15 protein-coding genes are annotated in these 17341 nt (G+C 73.4%); 14 read left to right on the forward strand and 1 reads right to left on the reverse strand.

Going from position 1 to position 17341, the window contains the following annotated elements; all coding sequences use genetic code 11:
* Positions 1-56: 56 nt before the first annotated feature.
* The gene (gene snpA, locus C3492_RS12545) at positions 57-746 is read right to left on the reverse strand and encodes a snapalysin (RefSeq protein ID WP_103811833.1); all 690 of its coding nucleotides are present in this window, start codon (positions 744-746) and stop codon (positions 57-59) included.
* A gap of 181 nt (positions 747-927) precedes the next feature.
* Here snpA and C3492_RS12550 point away from each other — a divergent pair, with 181 nt between their 5' ends.
* The 14 genes from C3492_RS12550 to C3492_RS12615 all read left to right on the forward strand — a co-directional run bounded on the left by C3492_RS12550 (position 928) and on the right by C3492_RS12615 (position 17201).
* On the forward strand, positions 928-1932 hold the full coding sequence (locus C3492_RS12550) for a LysR family transcriptional regulator (RefSeq protein ID WP_103811834.1): 1005 nt from the start codon (positions 928-930) through the stop codon (positions 1930-1932).
* 444 nt (positions 1933-2376) lie between these two features.
* On the forward strand, positions 2377-3303 hold the full coding sequence (locus C3492_RS12555; RefSeq protein WP_103811835.1) for a GNAT family N-acetyltransferase: 927 nt from the start codon (positions 2377-2379) through the stop codon (positions 3301-3303).
* Positions 3304-3502: 199 nt separating this feature from the next.
* Positions 3503-5647, forward strand: a complete 2145-nt coding sequence (locus tag C3492_RS12560; protein WP_103811836.1) for a glycoside hydrolase family 27 protein — start codon at positions 3503-3505, stop codon at positions 5645-5647.
* Positions 5648-5760: 113 nt separating this feature from the next.
* Positions 5761-7050: an ABC transporter substrate-binding protein gene (locus C3492_RS12565; protein ID WP_103811837.1), complete on the forward strand. Its 1290-nt coding sequence runs from the start codon at positions 5761-5763 to the stop codon at positions 7048-7050.
* A 1-nt stretch (position 7051) separates the two neighbouring features.
* Positions 7052-7987, forward strand: a complete 936-nt coding sequence (locus C3492_RS12570) for a carbohydrate ABC transporter permease (protein ID WP_103811838.1) — start codon at positions 7052-7054, stop codon at positions 7985-7987.
* Positions 7987-8850 (forward strand): carbohydrate ABC transporter permease, encoded by an 864-nt coding sequence (locus tag C3492_RS12575; protein ID WP_103811839.1) that lies wholly within the window; start codon positions 7987-7989, stop codon positions 8848-8850. Before C3492_RS12570 ends, C3492_RS12575 begins: the two co-directional genes overlap by 1 nt.
* Positions 8847-10946 (forward strand): alpha-galactosidase, encoded by a 2100-nt coding sequence (locus C3492_RS12580; RefSeq protein WP_103811840.1) that lies wholly within the window; start codon positions 8847-8849, stop codon positions 10944-10946. Before C3492_RS12575 ends, C3492_RS12580 begins: the two co-directional genes overlap by 4 nt.
* Positions 10947-10995: 49 nt before the next feature.
* Entirely contained in the window at positions 10996-11766 is a 771-nt protein-coding gene (locus C3492_RS12585; protein WP_103811841.1) for an SDR family NAD(P)-dependent oxidoreductase, read from the forward strand.
* A gap of 109 nt (positions 11767-11875) precedes the next feature.
* Complete coding sequence (locus C3492_RS12590) at positions 11876-12613, forward strand: FadR/GntR family transcriptional regulator (protein WP_103811842.1); 738 nt, start codon at positions 11876-11878, stop codon at positions 12611-12613.
* Positions 12610-13755, forward strand: coding sequence for a galactonate dehydratase (gene dgoD, locus C3492_RS12595; protein WP_103811843.1), 1146 nt, complete (start codon positions 12610-12612; stop codon positions 13753-13755). Before C3492_RS12590 ends, dgoD begins: the two co-directional genes overlap by 4 nt.
* 5 nt (positions 13756-13760) lie before the next feature.
* A complete protein-coding gene (locus C3492_RS12600; protein WP_103812014.1) occupies positions 13761-14615 on the forward strand; it encodes a hypothetical protein in 855 nt (284 codons plus the stop codon).
* 23 nt (positions 14616-14638) lie between these two features.
* On the forward strand, positions 14639-15271 hold the full coding sequence (locus C3492_RS12605) for a bifunctional 4-hydroxy-2-oxoglutarate aldolase/2-dehydro-3-deoxy-phosphogluconate aldolase (protein ID WP_103811844.1): 633 nt from the start codon (positions 14639-14641) through the stop codon (positions 15269-15271).
* Positions 15268-16188, forward strand: coding sequence for an SMP-30/gluconolactonase/LRE family protein (locus C3492_RS12610; RefSeq protein ID WP_103811845.1), 921 nt, complete (start codon positions 15268-15270; stop codon positions 16186-16188). Before C3492_RS12605 ends, C3492_RS12610 begins: the two co-directional genes overlap by 4 nt.
* Positions 16185-17201, forward strand: a complete 1017-nt coding sequence (locus tag C3492_RS12615; RefSeq protein WP_103811846.1) for a sugar kinase — start codon at positions 16185-16187, stop codon at positions 17199-17201. The genes C3492_RS12610 and C3492_RS12615 overlap by 4 nt, the downstream gene beginning before the upstream one ends.
* Positions 17202-17341 lie beyond the last annotated feature (140 nt).

Consider the following 17341-nt stretch of genomic DNA (forward strand, 5'->3'; position numbering starts at 1 on the left):
GCGGCATCACCGAGCCGCGGTCCGTACCGGGGTGAATCGGCTGGGGCTGCGTGGGGTCAGCCGGTCCGGTTCACCTTCGCCAGGGCCTTGGCCAGGCCGTTGGCCCACAACTGGTTGACCCGGGAGCGCTCGGTGGCGTTCGGGTACCGGTTGGTGCAGGACGGGCCGGGGCCGCCGCCCGACATCAGTTCGCTGCACGGACCGCTGTAGTGGTCGGGCAGGCCCAGCACGTGGCCGGTCTCGTGCGCGGTGACGCGGATGGAGTCGTACTGCTGGTTCTGCGCGTAGTCCAGGAAGATGTAGCCGCGGCCGTGGCCGTTGGTGGAAGCGTAGGACCCGCGCGGGTCGTTGCCCTCGTAGTAGGTGAAGTCGCCGCTGCCCGAGGTCGCCTGGAGCTTGACGTTCGACACGGAGCTGTTCCAGATGGAGGCGGCGCTCGATATCTGGGAGCGGAAGCTCGGGGCCTGGGAGGCGTTGTAGTAGACGGTCACCACCTTCAGCGAGGGCTGGTCGGCCTGCCGCTCGGCGACCGACTTGAGCACCGCGTCGAAGAACGCCTTGCTGCCGGCGCCGTCGGCTGCGCCCACGTATCCGACGGTGGCGGTGCGGGCCGGGGCCTCGGCGGTGTTCTGGGCGCTCGCCGGGCTCGCGGTACCCAGCGCGGCCGAGGCCAGACCGAGACCGAGGGCCAGGGGCAGGAGTCTTCTGGTCCGCCTCGACCCGGTGCTGCTGCGGAACGACGCCATGGGGGGCTCCTTCTCGTCCTGTGGGGTGGAACGATCGGTTGCCTGTGAGTCTCGGGCAGCCCAACGGGGCGGGGGATGATGGCAATCGGGGATAGCCCGGGGCTATCGCGGGCCGACTCGTCCCTGTTCGTTGGTACTTGAACATCTGGTGCGGTGCCGTGCGCCGTCCTACGCTCCCCCCATGGAGCTGGAGGTGAGGCACCTGCGCGTCCTGTGCGCCATCGCCGACACCGGCAGTCTGCACAAAGCCGCACGGCAACTCGGCCTGGCGCAGCCCTCGTTGAGCACCCAGCTGCGGCGCATCGAGCGCTCCCTCGGTGCTCAGCTCTTCGTACGCACCCGGACCGGCTGCCGTCCCACCCCGCTGGGGCTCGCCGTGCTGAGCCGGGCCAGGCCCCTGGTCGCGGAGTTCGCGGCGATCGTCACCGAGACCAGGGCGGCGGCCGCCCGCGCCGCCGGCGGGTTCCGGCTGCGCATCGGCGCCACCGCGAGCCGGGCCATCCCGGGCTGGTTACGTCTGCTGAGGGCACGCGGGTCCGGATCCGGCCCGACGCTCCAGATGAACGTGTCCGCCAACGCCCTGCTGGCCATGGTCGCCGCCGGCCGGCTCGATATGGCGTTCGTGCACGAGGTGGAGGGCAGCCCGCTGCGCATCCCGCCCGGCCTGAGCCTGCGGGTGCTCGTCGAGCGCGAACCGCAGTTCGTCACCCTCGCCGCGGACCACCCGGCCGCCGCACGGCCGGAGGTGAGCCTCGCCGACCTGGCCGGTGACCGCTGGATGGTCGACTCCACGGTCGACGGCGAGTGGGACGGGCTGAGCCGGGTCCTGCGGGCCGCGGGCCTCAACTCCGAGATGCTGCACGGCGACTACCTCACCGCCTACTCACTGGCCGCCACCGGCGAGGTCGTCACGGTCAGCCAGCCGACCGCCCACCCCCGTCCCGACCTCGCGATCCGCCCGCTGAAGGGCGACCCGATAGGGGTGCGCCTGCTGCTGGCGGCCCGCACCGAGGGCGAACTGGACGAGGTCTACCCGGAGCTGGAGGAGGCCTACTGGGCCGTGGCCCGGGAGGCGCCGGCCTACCGGGAGTGGCTCAAGCGCGCGGACCCGCGCGGCGCCCCGGGAGGTCTCGCGATGCCCGCGAGGTGGGCCACCGCCGCGGGAACCGCCGACGCGCTGACGTGAATCACCCCCCGGTCGCTGCCCGGCGCTCGGCCGGTGAGCGCGGCGCCACCGCGGAGCACGGCCCTCACGCTCATCCGTTGCCTCCCCCTCCTGGCGACAGGCGCGAGCGCGGACCGGTCGTGTGCGGGCCGGTCGTGTGCGGACGGGTCGTGTGCGGGCCGGGACCGGCGTCGTCGATCCCACGCCGTCGACGACGCCCGCTCACACGTTTGGCAGCAACAGCCGGACCTCGGAGAAGGCCAGGCCGTGGGTACGGGTCACGGTCCCGCACGGGCAGCGAAGCGAGATCAGGGACCAGTGGCAGGTCACCGTCGGGCAGCAGCGCCCGCGCGACGGCCGCCGGCAGCGCGACGGCCGACGGGCTGACGTGATCCGTTGTCAGTGGCGGGTGCCCTGCCGGCGCACGTGGGGACCTTCGAGTCCGGGCCACCCTAAGGTGATCAAGTGACTAACTTCAACATCCTTGACGACCACAGCACGTGGCAGAAGGACTTCGAGCAGCGGCTGCACGCCCCCTACACGGCGGCCGGGTTCAGCGTGGCCGCGGCCGAGCGCCTGGTGGAGGACATCCGCGCCCGCGTCGGTGACTGGACCGTCGCCGAGATCACGGACGCCGGGACCCGGGTCGGACACGTCGCCGTGGACGTGGCCGACGACAACGGCGTGCCGGCGGGGAGCATCCGTGACCTCCGCGTCGACACGCCCCACACCGGCCGAGGGTATGAACAGGCCGCCCGGGACTGGGCCGAGGCGTGGTGCGCGGAGCAGGGCGCGCGCAAGCTCGGCATACGGCTCACCGAGCCGGCCGGTGACCTGTTCGCCGGTTACGGCGTCCGGGGCCAGCTCAGGGCGCGGCGCATCGACTCGCCGCCCGAGCCGCTCGAAGGCGTCATCGCGCGGCCGATGACCCCGGCCGAGTACCCGGCCTGGCACGCCTCCGAGACGGCCGCCTACGTCGCCGACATCGTCCGGTCGGGGGCCATGACCGAGGAGGAGGCCGCACGCAAGGCCGACCGGGACTTCGAGGAGCTGCTGCCCCAGGGGCTGGAGACGCCCGGCAACAGCGTCCTGGTGCTCGAAGCGGCGGGCGAGCCGATCGGCACCGGCTGGTTGAAGCACGGACATCTGCCGGGGGTGACGTACGGCTACTCGCTGAACGTCCTGGAGCGGCACCGCGGCAAGGGGTACGGGCGGGCCGCGATGGCGGCCGGCGAACAGGTCGCGCTCGCCGCCGGTGACTCGATGCTGATGTTCACCGTGTGGGGCGGCAACGAGGTGGCCATGAACCTGTACACGAGCGCGGGGTACCGCGTCGTGGAGGAACGGCGCTCCCTCGACCTCCCTCACAGCCTTCCCCGCGGCGCGGCCTGACGCGATGCGGCACGGCCCTGATCCTCGGCCCCCTCCATGGGCGAGGAGCAGGGCCTGTATCCGCTCCTGTTGCTCCTAAATTAGTAATTAATATTGACAGGGTTTCGGCCACGGGCCACAGTCTTCGCCGTGACGTCGGCCTCCCTCAGGGACGCGCCCGGCTCACACCTTCCCGCTTCCCAACCCCCGGGAGAGGCACGTGACTTCCCAGTCGCCCACGCACAGCCCCCCGCGCCACCGGACCACCAAGCTGGTCCTCGCCGCGGCGATCACGGTCGTCCTCACCGCGGCCGCCGTCCCCCCGGCCACGGCGGACCCCGCGGTGGACCAGGGGGCGCCCGACTTCTACGACAGCGGACTCGCCCCGACGCCGTACATGGGCTGGAACACGTACTACGGACTCGGCGCCCCCACCGAGAAGGAGGTGCGCGCGGTCGCCGACAAGCTGGTCAGCAGCGGTCTGCGCGACAGCGGCTACGACATCGTCTGGCTCGACGGCGGCTGGCAGGCCGACAACCCCCGTGACGCGCAAGGCCGGCTGGTGGCCAACCCGGACCGCTTCCCGTCCGGCATCCCCGCCCTCGTCACCTACCTCCACCAGCGCGGCCTGCGTGCCGGCATCTACACCGACGCCGGTACCTACGACGGCGGCAAGAGCTGCGGGCTCGGCAGCCGCGGTCACTACGCCGAGGACGCGCGGCAGTTCGCCGACTGGAAGATCGACGCGATCAAGGTCGACTTCCTGTGCGGCATCGGTGAGAAGCTCGATCCCGGGCCCGCGTTCAAGGAGTTCGGCGACGCCGTCGCCAAGTCGGGCCGGAAGATGCTGCTGAACCTGTGCAACCCGCTCACCGATGACTGGGGCCTGCCGCACACGCCCGAGCAGGACGCGCACAACACCTACGCCTACGCCCCGACGATCGCGGACTCCTGGCGCACCGGCACCGACATCGCCTGGGGCACCCCGAGTCCGGGGCAGTGGCCCAACGTCCTGCGCAACATGGACGCCAACGCCTGGCACCCGGAGGCCCAGGGACCCGGTCACTACAACGACCCGGACTACCTGATCCCCATGCGCCGCATGGCCGACGGCTCCCTGGAGCTGACGCAGGAGGAGTCCACCACCCAGTTCGTGATGTGGGCCGAGATGGCCTCCCCGCTCGTCCTCGGTTCCGATCCGCGCACCCTGACGCCGTCGATGATCGAGACGCTGCGCAACCCGGAGATCGTCGCCGTCGACCAGGACCCGCTCGGCGTCCAGGGGGTCCGGGTCGCCACGGACTCCGTCGGCGATGTCTACAGCAAGGTCCTGGCCGGACACGGCGAGCGCGCGGTCGTCCTGCTCAACCGCTCCGACCGGCCGGCCGAGCGCACCGTGCGCTTCGCCGACGCCGCCCTCGGCGGGTCCGTCAAGGTGCGCGACCTGCGGGCACGAGCCGACCGCGGCACGCACACCGGGTCGTACACCGTCGAGGTCCCCGCCCACGGCACCGCCTTCCTCAGGCTCACCGGGCAGGACGCGCTGCCCGGCACCAGCCTCGGGCGGAAGGCCTCGGCGAGCCCGGCCGTGGTGCGCGACGGCGACACGCTGACCACCTTCTTCCGCGGACCGGGCGGCACACTCGTCCAGCACACGGCGGACGGCACGCGTCCGGCGCGGACCAGGGACCTCGCGGGCCCGGCCGGCGGACGGATCCTCGGCCAGCCCGCCGCCTACGCCTCCGCCGGCGGCCGTATCGACGTCTTCGTCCGCGGAACCGACGACCGCGCCTACCGCAGGGTCTTCTCCGGCGGGCGCTGGGGCGACTGGCAGGACCTGGGCGGACGCCTGACCGACGCGCCGACCGTGGCCTTCACCGATCCCGCGCACTGGACCCTCGTCGCGCGCGGCGGCGACGGGAGCGTCGTCCAGCGCGGCCCCTCGTCCGGCTGGTCGTCACTCGGCGCGCCCGGTGACCGGCCGGTGTACGGCAGGCCGTCCGCGGCCGTCGACGCGGACGGGCGCGTCCACGTCGCCGTACGGACCGCCGCGGACGACATCTGGACCAGCTCGCGGGACGGGTCGGGACAGTGGTCGGCGTGGAGTTCGCTCGGCGGCACGGTGAGCGGCAGCCCGACGCTCGTCACCGTGGGGGACGCCGTGGTGCTGTACGCGCGGGCGGGTGACTACACCCTGTGGCAGCAGCGGTACGACGGCGGCGCATGGCGGGGCTGGACCAAGCGCCAGGAGTTCCCCAGCGCGGCCTTCGACGGCCCGCTCGGTGCGGTCGCCGGCCCGGACGGCTCGGTCGACGCGGTGTTCCGCGGTGTCGACGGCTACGTCCACAGAACTCAGTTCAAATAAATTAGTAATTAATATTGACGTGGCGTGATCGCCACGCGACTCTGGATCCGCCGCGAACGGGGCCCGGCCGTCCACAGGGCCGGCCCCGCCGCGCGGATCCACAGGGAGCCTCCATGACGAACCACCTGCCCGGCCGCCGGCGCTTCCTCGCCGGACTCGGAGCCGCCGGAGCGACCGCGCTGCTCAGCGGCTGCGTCACCTCGACCTCCTCCGCCAAGTCCTCCTCCAAAGGCCCGGTGACCCTCCAGTCCAACCTGTCCGCACCGCAGGCCAAGGCCGCGATGGAGGACCTCGTCGCCGCCTACGCCAAGAAGGGCGAGGGCCGCGCCAGCCTGAACACCGTGGCCGCGGAGACCTTCCGCACCCAGCTGCCGACCTACCTGACCTCGGCCAACCCACCGGACGTCTACACCTGGTACCCCGGCTCCGTGGCGGACGCCTACGCCAGGAAGAACCTGCTCCTCGACCTCGACGACGTCTGGAACACGTCGCCCGACCTCAAGCGGTACTCGAAGGCGCTGCACAGTCTGTGCACCGCGAGCTCCGGCAAGAAGGTCTTCGTCCCGACCACCTACTACTGGTGGGGCATGTTCTACCGGAAGTCGAACTTCGCCAAGTGGGGCGTGCGCGCGCCCTCCTCCTGGGACGAGTTCCTGGACCTGTGCGACAAGCTCAAGTCCAAGGGTGTGGCGCCGATCGGGCTCGGCGCCGGCGGCAACACCCCCTGGGTCGCCTCGGCCTGGTTCGACTACCTCGACATCCGCGTCAACGGCGCCGACTACCACCGGCAACTCCTCGCGGGCAAGCACCGCTTCGACGACCCCGAGGTGCGCAAGGTGTTCGACCGCTGGCAGGAGGTGCTGCCGTACTTCGACCCCGACGGCACCGCCCTGGCCTTCCAGGACGCCAGCACGGCCCTGCTCAACGGCCGCACCGGCATGATGCTCATCGGCACCTTCTTCGCCGACGCCACCCCCAAGAACGCCCTCGACGACATCGACTTCTTCCGCTTCCCCGTCATCGACCCCAAGGTGCCGCTCGCCGAAGAGGCCCCGACCGACGGCTACTTCGCCAGCGCCCGCACCGGACGCGGCGACCAGGTCGCCGACCTGATGAAGTACCTCGCCACCGCCGAGGCGCAGGAGATCTACATCAAGGGCTCGTCCGGAACCGTCCTGCCCTGCAACCCCGACGCGAAGGACGCGGGCACGGCGCTGGTGAAGAAGGGCCGCGAGCACATCGAGCAGGCGGCCGAGCTGACCCAGTTCTTCAACCGCGACTCCAGCGACGCCCTCCAGCCCACCGCCGACACCGCGCTCACGAAGTTCATCGCCAGACCGAAGGACATCGCCGGCATCCTCCGGGACTGGCAGCGCGACGCCGAGAAGATCTGGAAAGCCTGACATGGCCGTCCTGACCGCCCCGCACCGCGAGTCCCCGGTCCCGGCGCCGCCCCGGGGGCGCCGGCCCCGGGGCCCCCGCCGCACACCCCCGCTGGTCCTCGCCTTCGTCCTCGTCCCCCTCCTCGCCGAGGCCGTCTGGGTCTTCTGGCCCGCGCTGCAAGGCTTCTACCTCGCCCTGACCAGCTGGGACGGCGTCTCCGCACCGAAGTTCGTCGGTCTCGGCAACTTCCGCGAGATGGCGGGCGACGACGTCTTCCGCAGCGCCGCCGGCCACACCGTCCTGTGGCTGCTCCTCTTCGGCGGCCTGTCCGCCGTACTGGGGCTGGCCGCCGCCCTGCTGCTCCAGCAGGAACGCCGGGGCATCGGCTTCTACCGCGCGGCCCTGTTCCTGCCCGTCGTGTTCTCCCTGGTGGCCACCGCCCTGGTCTGGCAGGCCATCTACCAGCCCGACGGCGTCCTCAACCGCCTCCTGGAGTCCGTCGGCCTGGACAGCCTGCGGCACGCCTGGCTGGCCGACCAGGACACCGCCCTGTACGCGGTGATCGTGCCCGCCCTGTGGCGGCAGATCGGCTACGTGATGGTCCTCTACCTCGCCGGCCTGAAGGGCATCGACCCGGCCCTGTACGAGGCGGCCAAGGTGGACGGCGCCGGCCGCCGGCAGCGCTTCCGCCATGTGACGCTTCCCCAGCTGCGCAGCGTCAACGCCGTCGTGCTGTCCGTCATCGTCATCGACTCGCTGCGCTCCTTCGACGTGGTCTGGTCGCTGACCCGCGGCGGCCCCTACCACTCCTCCGAACTGCTGAGCACCTACATGTACTCCACCGCCTTCCAGTCCCTGCGCCTCGGATACGGCTCCGCCCTGGCCGTCGTCATCTTCCTGCTGGCCTTCGGAGTCATCGCCTCCTACCTGGTCCGGGCCTTCCGGGAGGCCGACTGATGTCCGCCGCGGAGACCCACACGTCGGCCCGTGCGCTGCGCCGCCGGCGGGCCGCCACCGCCGGCTTCCACCTCGGCGCCGGAGCCCTGGCCGTCCTGTGGCTGCTGCCCATCCTCCTGGTCGTGGTCACCAGCCTGCGGTCCTTCAACGACATCGCCGCACACGGCCTGGGCAGTTGGCCCCGCTCCTTCACCCTGGACAACTTCCGGCAGGCCTGGGTCGACGGCGGCCAGCAGCGCGCCCTGATCAACAGCCTGATCGTCACCGTCCCCTGCGTCCTGGTGACCCTCGCCCTGGCCGCCATGGCGGCGTTCGCCCTCAGCCGCTACGCGATGCCCTTCCGCCGCTCCCTGCTGCTGCTCATGCTCGGCGGCAACCTGCTGCCCCCGCAGATCCTGCTCATCCCGGTCTCCAAGCTCAGCGAGATGATGGGCATCTACGACACCCTGCCCGCCCTGATCGGCGTACAGATCGGCTTCGGCGTCGGCTTCTACGTGTTCGTCCTGCACGGCTTCATGCGCGCGATCCCCGCCGAGATCCAGCAGGCCGCCGTCGTCGACGGCGCCGGGCCCTGGCAGATCTTCTGGCGCGTCATCCTCCCGCTCACCCGGCCCGCGCTCGCCGCGCTCAGCGCGCTGTCCTTCACCTGGATCTTCAACGACCTGCTGTGGGCGATCACCGTCCTGCGCAGCGACAGCAGGATGCCGATCACCGCCGCGCTCATCGGCCTCCAGGGCCAGTACGTGTCCATGTGGAACGTGATCGCCGCCGGATCCGTCATCGCCGCCGCACCCACCGTGGCCGTCTTCCTCCGCTTCCAGCGCCACTTCGTGGCCGGCCTCAACCTCGGAGCAGTGAAGTGACCCCGCACCAGCGCTGGACGCTGCGCACCGAGCACACCAGCTACACCGTCCGGCTCTCCCCGGACGGCCCCTGGGCGGAACTCCACGCCTGGGGACCGCACGGCGTGGAGAACGGGCCGTCCGCACTGGACTGGTCCCACCGCACCCACTTCATCACCCCGGCGGACGCCGCCCCCGCGGAGTACCTGCCGCACGGACTGCGTCCGTTCACCGGCGCCGACCTCGTCGCCGCCCGGCCCGGCTCCGACCGCGGCGTGTGGTGGAGCTTCCAGGACGCCCGCGAGGAGCCCGGCACGCTCCGGCTCACCTTCACCGACGACCTCCTCGGCCTGCGCACCACCCTGTGCTACGCCATCGTGCCGGGCACCGACGTCCTGCACCGCTGGACCGAGCTGACCTGCACGGGCGAGGAGGAACTGCGGCTGGAACGGCTGGACTCCGCCGCCGTGAACATCCCGGTCACCGCCGCCGCCCGGCTGACGTACCTGACCGGCCAGTGGTCCCAGGAGTTCCAGCACACCCGACTCGACCTGGCCCGGGGCACCTTCACGATGGGCAGCACCCAGGGCGTGCCCGGCCACGCGTACGCCCCCTGGCTCGCCGTCCAGGACGCGACGGCGCCCCACGACGCGCCCGCCCCCGCCTACGGCATCGCCCTGGAATGGCCTGGCAACTGGCACATCACCGCACAGGCCGAGCCCGGCGGCGCCGTACGCGTCCGCGCCGGACGCGTGCCGCACGAGGGCGCGGTGCGCCTGGCACCCGGCGACACCCTGACCACCCCCCGCCTCGCCTGTGCCTTCAGCCCGGACGGACTCGACGGACTCTCCCGCGTCTGGCACCGCTACGAGCGCCGGCTCGCCGGCGAGCGCCTCCACCGCCCCCGCAAGGTCCTGTACAACTCCTGGGAGGCCACCGGCTTCGACGTCGACGCCGAGAGCCAGCTGGAGCTGGCGAAAGCGGCGGCCGACCTCGGCGCCGAGCTGTTCGTGGTGGACGACGGCTGGTTCACCGGCCGGACCGACGACACCGGGGGACTGGGCGACTGGTACCCCGACCCGGCGGCCTTCCCGCACGGCTTCGACCGGTTCGTCGACGACGTCCGCGCCCTCGGGCTGGACTTCGGGCTGTGGATCGAGCCCGAGGCCGTCAGCCCCGGCAGCCGCCTGCACGCCGAACACCCGGAGTGGGTCTACCGGATCGAGGGCCGCCCGGCCCGCCGCGTGCGCAACCAGCTCCTGCTCGACCTCGGCCGCACCGACGTGCAGGACTTCGTGCTCGCCACCCTGGACCGGCTGCTGACCGGCCACGCCATCGGCTACCTGAAGTGGGACATGAACCGCCCGCCGACCGAGCGCGGCCGTCCGGGCGCCGGGCCCGCGGACCGGCTGGACCTCGACGCCGAGCACGTCCACGGCTACCTCCGCGTCCTGGACCACCTGCGCACCGCGCACCCCCACGTCACCGTCGAGGGCTGCGCGGGCGGCGGCGGCCGGATCGACCACGCCACCCTCGCGCGCACCGACGTCGTCTGGCCCAGCGACAACACCGCGCCCCTGGACCGGCTCCGCGTCCAGTACGGCTTCCTGCACGCCCACGCCCCGCACGTGATGAGCTCCTGGGTCACCGACGCCCCCGGCGTCTTCGACCCCCGCCCGCGCAGCCTCGCCTTCCGCTTCGTCACCGCCATGTGCGGCGTCCTCGGCATCGGCGCCGACCTGCGGGTCTGGACGCCCGGGCAGCGCGCCGAGGCGGCCGGGTGGATCGCCCGGTACAAGGAGGTGCGGGACGTCGTCCACCACGGCGAGGCCCACCTGCTCGGCTCCCCCGGGGACGCCACCTGCGGAGTGCAGTACGACGCCCCCGACGGGCGTCGTACCGTCGTCGCCGCCTTCGGCACCGGCCCGCTCGACGGCGCCCCGCTCGTGCCGGGCCGCCCCGCCCGGCTGCGGCTACGCGGCCTGGACCCCACGGCGGTCTACCGGGACGCCGCCACCGCGACCACCTACAGCGGCGCCCATCTGCTGCACTACGGGCTGCCCTGCGCGTGGACCGCCGACCATGACGCCGACCTGGTGGTACTGACACGGCAGTAGCCGCACCAGCATGCCGGAAGCCACCCAGACGACAAGGAGTCCCGCCCCCATGGATCCCGCACGACGGCACGGCGCCCGCTTCACCGGCCGCACGGCCGTGATCACCGGAGCCGCCTCCGGCATCGGCGCCGCGACCGCCGAACGCCTCGCCCGGGAGGGCGCCGCCGTGGTCCTGGCCGACATCGCCGAGGAACCCGGCGAGGCCGTGGCCGCACGCATCACCGAGGACGGCGGCCGGGCCCGCTTCGTGCCCGCCGACGTCTCGGCCGAGCAGGACTGGCAGCGGATCGTCTCCGCCGCCCACAGCTACGGGCCCGTCGACGTGCTGGTCAGCAACGCCTACACCGTCGACGTCACCCCCGCCCACGAGATGACCCTCGCCTCCTGGCAGCGGCAGCTCTCCGTCAACGTCACCGCCGCCTTCCTCGGCTTCCGGGCGGTCCTGCCCGACCTGCGCTCCCGCCGGGGAGCGGTCGTGCTCACGTCCTCCGTGCACGCCCACGCCGGCATCCCCGGTCATCCCGCCTACGCCGCCTCCAAGGGCGCGCTGCTCTCCCTGTGCGGCCAACTCGCCGTCGAGTACGGCCCCGAGGTGCGCGTCAACGCCGTCCTTCCGGGACCGGTGCTGACCGCGGCCTGGGACAGGGTGCCGCCCGAGGAACGCGAGCTGAGCGTCGCCGCGACCGCGGCCCGCCGCTTCGGCACCCCCGAGGAGGTCGCCGCGGCCATCGCCTTCCTCGGCGCCGACGAGGCCTCCTTCATCACCGGCGCGCACCTCGTCGTCGACGGCGGCTGGAGCGTCACCAAGGCGTCCGCATGACCGCCGCCGTCCGCACACGCGGCCCGTGCGCACCCGGCCATACTCGTCCGACACGTGCGCATCCGAACCAGCCCGACATGTGCGCATCCCGAGAGAAAGGCTGTACGACATGACGCCCTACGCCCGCCGCGGCGTGCACGGCCAGACGGTGGAGGCGCTGGCCCGCCGCATCCTGGGTGGCGAGATCCCCGAGGGGGCCACGCTCGACCTGGTGGCGCTGCAGAGCGAACTGGACGTCAGCCTCACCGCCCTGCGCGAGTCCCTGAAGGTACTGGCCGCCAAGGGCATGGTCGACGCCCGCCAGAAACGGGGCACCTTCGTCCGGGCCCGCGCCGACTGGAACCTCCTCGACGCCGACGTCCTGCGCTGGCAGTTCGAGGGCGGCGGCGCCGACGAGACCGACCGGGCGCTGCTGCGCAACCTCGCCGAGGTGCGGGCCATCATCGAACCGGCCGCCGTCCGCCTCGCCGCCGAGCGGCGTACCGACGACGACCTCGCGGCCCTGGACGCCGCCCTGACAGCGATGGGGGAGCACGACACCGACCCCGCCCACGCCGTCGAGGCCGACCTCGCCTTCCACCGCGCCCTGCTCGCAGCCACCCACAACGAGCTGCTGGAACGCATGGAGATGGTGATCGAGTCCGGCCTCGCCCACCGCGACCGCCTGGTCCACAGCTCCCCGCACAGCGAGGACCCGGTCCCCGCCCACCGCGCCGTCCTGGACGCCGTACGCGACCAGGACCCGCGGGCCGCCGAGGCCGCCATGCACGCCCTGCTCGAACAGGCCGGGCGCGACCTGGACCGGATCGACGGCCCCGACGACACGAAAGGCACCGGCGGCAAGTGAAGATCGCCCGCATTGAGACGTTCCTGGTACCGCCGCGCTGGCTGTTCTGCCGGATCGAGACCGACGACGGCGTGGTCGGCTGGGGCGAACCCGTCGTGGAGGGACGCGCCGAGGTGGTCCGCGCCGCCGTCGACGTCCTCGCCGAACAGCTCCTCGGAAAGGACCCGCTGCGCATCCAGGACCACTGGCAGGTGCTCACCAAGGGCGGCTTCTACCGCGGCGGCCCCGTGCTCTCCAGCGCGGTCGCCGGCCTCGACCAGGCCCTGTGGGACATCGCCGGCAAGACCTACGGCGCCCCCGTGCACGCCCTCCTCGGCGGACCCGTGCGCGAACGCGTCCGGGTCTACGCCTGGGTCGGCGGTGACGAGCCCGCCGAGCTCACCGACCAGATAGCGGCGCAGGTGGAGGCCGGCTTCACGGCGGTGAAGATGAACGCCGCCGGGGCCACCTCGCCGATCACCAGCCCGGCCGAGACGGCGGCCGTCGTCGCCCGGGTGGCGGCGGCCCGCGAGGTGCTCGGTCCCGACCGGGACGTCGCCGTCGACTTCCACGGCCGCTTCACCGCCGCCAGCGCCCGCCGCGCCCTCGCCGAACTCGCCCCTCTGCACCCGCTGTTCGTGGAGGAGCCGGTCCTCCCCGAGCACAACCACCTGCTGCCCGGCCTGGTCACCGCCGGCCCGGTGCCGCTGGCCACCGGTGAACGCCTCTACTCCCGTGGCGAGTTCCTGCCCGTGCTCACCGCCGGGATCGCCGTCGCCCAGCCCGACCTGTCGCACGCGGGCGGCATCTCCGAGGTGCACCGCATCGCCGCACTCGCCGACACCTTCGGCGCCCAGCTCGCCCCGCACTGCCCCCTCGGCCCCATCGCCCTCGCGGCCAGCCTCCAGATCGCCTTCGCCACCCCGAACTTCCTCATCCAGGAGCAGAGCCGCGGCATCCACTACAACAAGGACGCCGACCTCCTCTCCTACCTCACCGACCCCGAACCGTTCCGGTTCGTCGCCGGTCACGCCCGCCGCAACGACGCCCCCGGCCTCGGCATCACCCTGGACGAAGCGGCCGTACGCGCGGCCGACCGGAGCGGGCACACCTGGCGCAACCCCGTGTGGCGGCACCCCGACGGCTCGTTCGCGGAATGGTGACCCGCGTGCTCGACGTCGTCACCGACCCCGCCCACGGCGGCCGTTGGACCTCGCTGCGCGCGGACGGCCGGGAATGGCTCTGGCACCGCCCCGCACCGCAGCGGGACACGGCCGCCCCCGGTGACGCGTTCGTCGACGCCGGGGGACTGGAGGAGTGCGTGCCCACCGTCCGTGGCCGCCCCGACCACGGCGACGCCTGGTCCCGCCCGTGGACCCGGGACGGCGACACCGAGCGCGTCCACTGCGACTCCTTCACCCTGACCCGCACCCTGCGCACCACGCCCGACGGAGCCCGGGCCGACTACACACTGACCGCCGAACCGGGCTTCCGCTTCGTCTGGGCGGCCCACGCCCTGCTCGACCTCTCCGCGCACGCCACCCTCCACATGACCGGCGGCGCGACCACCCGCCTGTTCCCCGAGGCCGCCCCCCTGCTGACGGAGCCGTGGCCCGGCGGCGCGCCCTGGATCGAGGGCGCCTGGCCCACCCCGCGCGGGCTGGCCCTCGACCGGCTCGGCCCCGACGACGGCACAGCGGTGGGAGCCGTCGTGGACACACACCTGTGCTGCGTGCACGACGGCCGCGACCGGCTGTCCTTGAGCGTGCAGGTGACCGGACACCCCGTGACCGCCCAACCGGCCGGCGGGGGCTTCGGAGTCGAGCAACCCGTGTCGATCGCCCTGTGGCGCAACCTCGGCGGCTTCCCCGAGGCGAACCCCTACCGCAGCACGGGCGTCGAGCCGATGCTCGGCCGTGTCTTCGACCTCGCCGACGCCGGCCCCGGGGACGCCGCCGAGGTGCCCGCCACGGGAGAGGCCCACTGGCGACTGACGCTCACCACCGCCTGCCGCTGCCCCTGAACCCCCAGCAAGGAGACCGGTTCGTGGATCTGCCCGCCGCCCTCGCGGCCCACCGTCTGCTGGCCATCGTCCGCGGGCGCGACGCCGACGCCGCGCTGCGCACCGTACTGACCCTGGCCGAGGAAGACATCGACCTCGTCGAGGTGTCGCTCACCGGCGCGGACGCCCTCACCGTCATCGCGCGCGCCCGGGAACTCCTCGGCCCCGACCGCCCGTTGGGCGCCGGCACCGTCCTGACCGCCGACGACGCTCGTGCCGCCCACCGCGCGGGGGCGGCCTTCGTGGTCACACCCGGCCTGGGCGAAGCCGTACCCGCGGCACACGACCTGGGCCTGCCGGTGCTCGCCGGTGTGTTCACCCCGACCGACGTGATCGCAGCACGGGGCATGGGCGCGGCGGCGCTGAAGATCTTCCCGATCGCCCAGGCCGGGGGAGCGGCGTACCTGCAGGCCCTGCGCGGCCCGTTCCCCGACGCCGCGTTCGTCCCCGTGGGCGGAGTCGACGAGGCCGCCGCCCGTGCCTGCCTCGCCGCGGGCGCGGCGGCCGTCGGCGTCGGTTCCCCGCTCGTCGGCGACGCCGCCGACGGCGGCAGCCTCGACGCGCTCAGGACCCGCGCCCGCGCCTTCCGCACCGTCGTACGAGAGGTGGCGCCGTGACCGCGGAGCCCCGCCCCACCCGCCCCGACCGCCTCGAACTCGGTGAGGGCATCCGCTGGACCGGCACCGGGATCGTCCTCGTGGACCTCCTCGCCGGTCGCCTCCTCGCGGCCCCCGACGACCCCACGGCCCCGCTGCGGACCGTCGCGCACCTCCCGGTTCCGCTGGGGGCCGTCGCCCCGGTGGCCGGTCACCCGGGCACCTGGATCGCGGCCGCGGGAACCGGCATCTGCCTCCTGCGCCCCGACGGTGCCACCAACTGGCTGGCCCGCCCCGAGGACGGCTCGGCGCCGCGCACGCGCATGAACGACGCCGTGGCCGACCCCTCGGGCCGCTTCTGGGCGGGCAGCATGGGCTACGACGCCGACGAGGACGCAGGTGCCCTCTACCGCGTCGATCACGACGGCACGGTCGAACGCGTCCTGGAGGGGATCACCGTGCCCAACGGCCCGGTGTTCACTCCGGACGGGCGCTCGATGTACCTGGCCGACAGCGCCCGGGGCGTCGTCCGCCGTTATCCGGTGGACCCCGTGACCGCCCGGCTCGGCAGCCCCGAGGTGTTCGTCACGGTGGACGACGGCAGCCCCGACGGGATGGCGATCGACGCGGAGGGCGCCGTGTGGATCGCCGTCTGGGGCAGCGGAACGGTACGCCGTCACCTTCCCGACGGCACGCTGGACCGCACCCTGCGGCTGCCCGCGAGCCGGCCGGCCGGCGTGTGCCTCGAAGCAGACGTCCTGCACATCACCACCGCTCGGCTGGGCCTGTACCCGCCCGGGCCCCACGACGGCGCCGTGTTCAGCGTCCGGGTCGAGGTGCCGGGCAGCCCGGCCGCGCCCTATCGGCCGACCGCCTCCGCCGTCCCGGCGCCACCGGCGGTGGCCGGGGGCGAAGCCTCCGGGAGGGGACCCGCATGACCGGTGCCGCGACGGAAACCCTGACGGGACAGCCGTGGCGCCCCGCCGCCGGGCGCGTGGTGTGCGTCGGCGAGACGATGGCGGCCTTGGTGCCCGATCCGCCGGAACCACTGGAGCGGGCCGGCCGGTTGAGCCTGTCGGTGGCGGGCGCCGAGTCCAACGTGGCCATGTACCTGGCCGACCACGGCGTCCCGGTCGCCTGGCTGTCGGCGCTGGGGGACGACCCCCTGGGCAGACGAGTCCGCGCCACGGTGTCCGCCGCGGGGGTCGACGTCTCGCACGTCCGCACCGACCCCCGCCACCCCACCGGTCTCCTGGTGAAGAGCCCGGGCTCTACCGGCACACGCGTGCACTACTACAGAACCGGTTCGGCGGCTTCCGCGCTCGGCCCGGAACTGCTGGCCGAAGAGCCCGTGCGCTCGGCGGCCCTGCTGCACTTCACCGGCATCACCCCGGCCCTGTCGCCCTCCTGCCGGGAACTGGTCACGAAGGCCCTGGCCACCCCCGCGGACGCGCGCTCCCACGCGGTCAGCTTCGACGTCAACCACCGCCCCGCCCTGTGGCCCGACGGCACCGCGGCCACCGTGCTGCGCCGGCTGGCCGACCGGGCCGACATCGTCTTCGTCGGCCTCGACGAGGCGCAGGGCCTGTGGGGCGAGGACCTCACGGTCACCGGCGTACGGCACCTGCTGCCGCATCCCCGCGTCCTCGTGGTAAAGGACGGGGCCCGCGCCGCCACCGCCGTCACCGACCACGGCGTCCACACCGTGCCGGCGCTGCGGACGGCAGTGGTCGAACCCGTGGGCGCGGGTGACGCCTTCGCCGCGGGCTTCCTCGCGGGCCTGCTGCGGAGCCTCACGACGGCACAGGCGCTCCGGCTGGGACACATCACGGCGGTGTCGGCGCTGCGGGTGCCAGGAGACCACGGCCCACTGCCCCCTCCGGCCCGCATCGAACGGCTCCTCGCCCTGCCCGACCCGGAGTGGGAGGCACTCGGCCAGGCGCCGGATTGAAACCCCTCCGGACGCATCAGCGTGGGCCCGAGCGTGGTGGCGACGGCGGTCCCGGTGTGTCCTGGTCCGCGGGCCGCTGCGGGAGCCGGGGACCAGGCGCCGCTCGCCGCCCGGTTCGCGGAGCCCGCACACCGTCGGCA

It is taken from the genome of Streptomyces sp. Ru62, assembly GCF_002920615.1.
Taxonomy (GTDB): domain Bacteria; phylum Actinomycetota; class Actinomycetes; order Streptomycetales; family Streptomycetaceae; genus Streptomyces.